This window comes from Actinoplanes sp. NPDC051633 (assembly GCF_040681735.1).
Lineage (GTDB): Bacteria > Actinomycetota > Actinomycetes > Mycobacteriales > Micromonosporaceae > Actinoplanes.
This window is the reverse complement of the sequence record NZ_JBFAZH010001118.1, coordinates 1-2,530: the sequence shown is the minus strand read 5'-3', so window position 1 is coordinate 2,530 and position 2,530 is coordinate 1. Positions and strand designations below refer to the sequence as shown.

Here is a 2,530-nt window from a genome sequence, read left to right as displayed (position 1 = left end):
GGGAGCCCGTCGCGCCGTACACCTCGATCCACGGCAGGTGGGTCGCCCACACGTCGAAACTCATGATCAGCGTGGTCAGGACCCCGCTCGCGTGCCGCAGCACCCCGCTCACGTGGGTGTCGATCTCGACCCCGAACGCCGTGCCCGCCCGCGGTCCGTCCCCGATCACCCGCTCGGTCCGCGGACGGCCGGACATCCCGACCACCCGCTCCACCGGGCCGAGCAGATGCACCAGCGCGGTCAGGTAGTACGGGCCCATGTCGAACAGCGGCCCGCCGCCAGGCAGATAGTAGAACTCCGGGTCGGGATGCCACCGCTCGTGACCGGGCGTTGTCATGAACGCGGTCGCCGAGTGCGGCACGCCGATCAGTCCGGCGTCCACGGCGGCCCGGGCGGTCTGCACCCCCGTGCCGAGCACCGTGTCCGGCGCGCACGCCGCCCGCACGCCGGCGGCGTTCGCCGACGACACCACGGCGAGCCCGTCCGCACCGGTGGCGGCCAGCGGCTTCTCCCCGTACACGTGCTTGCCGGCCGCGATCGCGGCGAGGGCCACGGGTGCGTGCTGGGCCGGGATGGTCAGGTTCAGCACGACGTCGACGTCGTCGGCGGTGAGCAGCGTGTCGAGAGGAACGGCCCGCGCCTCGGGATGCCGGCCGGCCAGATCCCGCGCCCGGGCCGCGTCCAGATCGGCCACGGCCGTCACCGGCAGGCCGGACAGCCGGGCGAGGGTCGAGCTGTACTGGCCGCTGATCTTCCCGGCGCCGACCACGCCGACCCTCAGCGTGCCGCCCACAGCAGGCCCCTCTCGACGATCGTGCGCACGTTCAGATCCTGCAGGACCTCGACCCGGTGACCCGGGGTCGCGACGAAGACCCGGCCGGCGCCCCACTGCCGGGTCCAGACCGCGGGACAGGTGACCGGCCGCTGCCAGGCGCCCCACGAACGGGTCGCGGTCGTCGTGGTGGCCAGCACCTCGTTGTAGTCGTCGGTCAGGACCCAGTACTGCTCGGTCTCCAGCTCGAAGTCGGCGATCCCCCGGGTGATCTCATGGTCGCCGGCGGTGATCTCGATGCGGTGCGGGACGTAGTTGTCGGCCTGCTCCCCCGACCGCTCCCCCGGCGCGTAGCGGGAGGCGTGCGCGGCGAACTGCCCGCCGACCAGTTGCAGGTAGTCGGCACTGGCCCGGTACGCGTCGCAGATGCCGCCGTGCCAGCCGGCCAGGCCGGTGCCCGCCTCGACGGCCGCGACGAGCCCGGCGACCTCCTCCGCGGTGATCGTCGACATGGTCATGCACTGCAGGATCAGGTCCACGCCGCCCATCACGGCGGGATCGGCATAGACGGACGGCGAGTCGGTGACGCGTACCTCGAAGTCATGGTCCTTGAGAAACGGAAGGAACAGGTCGGTTGCCTCGACGGGCTGATGCCCGTCCCAGCCCCCGCGAACGACCAGCGCTTGCCTCATCGATGCATTCTAGGAAACCGCCGGCACCGAGGGCAGCCCCGCCACGGCGGCCGCCAGCGACGCGTCGGACAGCTCGTGGTCGACCATGTCGCCGGCCAGGAAGCGGCCGTAGGCGGGCAGGTCCAGGTGCCCGTGGCCGCACAGGGCGGTCAGGATCACCTTGGGCTCGCCGGTCTCCTTGCAGCGCAGCGCCTCCTCGATGCAGGCCGCGAGGGCGTGCGTCGGCTCGGGCGCGGGGATGATGCCTTCGGTACGCGCGAACTGCACACCCGCCTCGAAGCACTCCCGCTGCGTCTTGGCGACCGCCTCCATCAGGCCGAGCTCGTAGACGTGCGAGATCAGCGGCGACATGCCGTGGTAGCGCAGGCCGCCGGCGTGGATCGGGTCCGGGATGAAGTCATGGCCGAGGGTGTGCATCTTCATCAGCGGGGTCATCCCCGCGGTGTCGCCGAAGTCGTACGCGTACACGCCTTTGGTCAGCGACGGGCAGGCGGCCGGTTCGACCGCGCGGATCACCGGGTTCATCGTGCCGGCCAGCTTCTCCCGCAGGAACGGGAAGGCGAGGCCGGCGAAGTTGGAGCCGCCGCCGGTGCAGCCGACGATCACGTCCGGGGTGTCGCCGGCCTTGGCGAGCTGCAGGATCGCCTCCTCGCCGATGATCGTCTGGTGCAGCAGCACGTGGTTGAGCACGCTGCCGAGGGCGTAGTTGGTGTCCGGGTGCTGGGCGGCGATCTCGACCGCCTCGCTGATCGCGATGCCCAGGGAGCCGGGCGAGTCCGGGTCCTTGTCCAGCACGGCCCGGCCGGCCGCCGTCAGGGTCGACGGCGACGGGTGGACGGTGCCGCCGAAGGTCTCGATCATCATCTTGCGGTACGGCTTCTGGTCGTACGACGCGCGTACCTGCCAGATCTCGCACTCGAGGCCGAACTGCGCGCTGGCGAAGGCGAGCGCCGTGCCCCACTGCCCCGCACCGGTCTCGGTGGTGAGCCGCCGGACGCCGGCCGAGGCGTTGTAGTAGGCCTGCGGCACGGCGGTGTTCGGCTTGTGCGAGCCGGCCGGCGACACG

The 2,530-nt window shown here is 71.8% G+C and carries 3 protein-coding genes; all 3 read right to left on the bottom strand.

Going from position 1 to position 2,530, the window contains the following annotated elements:
- Positions 1-793: Gfo/Idh/MocA family oxidoreductase (locus AB0M20_RS37795; RefSeq protein ID WP_364305638.1), on the bottom strand; the 793-nt coding region annotated here is incomplete at its 3' end.
- Complete coding sequence (locus AB0M20_RS37790; RefSeq protein ID WP_364305637.1) at positions 778-1,464, bottom strand: ThuA domain-containing protein; 687 nt, start codon at positions 1,462-1,464, stop codon at positions 778-780. The genes AB0M20_RS37795 and AB0M20_RS37790, both read right to left, overlap by 16 nt.
- 9 nt (positions 1,465-1,473) lie before the next feature.
- Positions 1,474-2,530: TrpB-like pyridoxal phosphate-dependent enzyme (locus tag AB0M20_RS37785; protein ID WP_364305634.1), on the bottom strand; the 1,057-nt coding region annotated here is incomplete at its 5' end.

What these genes read in the sequence shown, in the direction of transcription:
- AB0M20_RS37790 (WP_364305637.1), bottom strand. Translation starts at nt 1,464, where the DNA reads ATGAGGCAAGCGCTGGTCGTTCGCGGGGGCTGGGACGGGCATCAGCCC.